Below are 550 nucleotides of genomic sequence, written 5' to 3' on the forward strand. Positions count from 1 at the left end.
GCGAGTATCAGCTGGTTTATGCGGGTGCTCAATGAAGACATTGCCCGCAGAGCCAATAAAGAAGATGGTTGTACAGGCCGGTTTTGGGAAGGAAGATTCAAATCACAGGCATTACTGGATGAAGCGGCGCTGGCTGCATGCATGGCTTATGTTGACCTGAATCCAGTCAGAGCCAAAATTGCAGAAACACCGGAAACTTCAAACTATACCAGTATCAAAAAACGCATTGAGTGCGCACGCCAGGGCAAGCAACCGAAAAGCTTGCGGCGCTTTGCAGGCAATCCAGGAGCAAATATGCCAAGTGGGCTGCCGTTTGAACTGACTTACTACATTCAGCTAGTTGAACTCACAGGCCGGTGCATACGTGCAGATAAACAAGGTTACATCAGCGATAGCCAGCCACTGTTGGCAAGACTACAAATAGAGCCAGATAACTGGCTAAAACTCACCACACAGTTTTCGAAGGTATTTCATGGTGCAGTTGGGCGAAAGCAAGCGGTGACAGATTTCTGTGAGCATCTTCATAAAAAGAGAAGAGCCAATCTAACTC

General features: G+C 47.6%; 1 pseudogene. It reads left to right on the top strand.

Annotated elements, in window-relative coordinates:
- Positions 1-550 (top strand): annotated as a pseudogene (locus TW77_RS23925) (transposase); the annotation flags it as partial.

Source organism: Pseudoalteromonas rubra, from assembly GCF_000967655.1.
Lineage (GTDB): Bacteria > Pseudomonadota > Gammaproteobacteria > Enterobacterales > Alteromonadaceae > Pseudoalteromonas > Pseudoalteromonas rubra_A.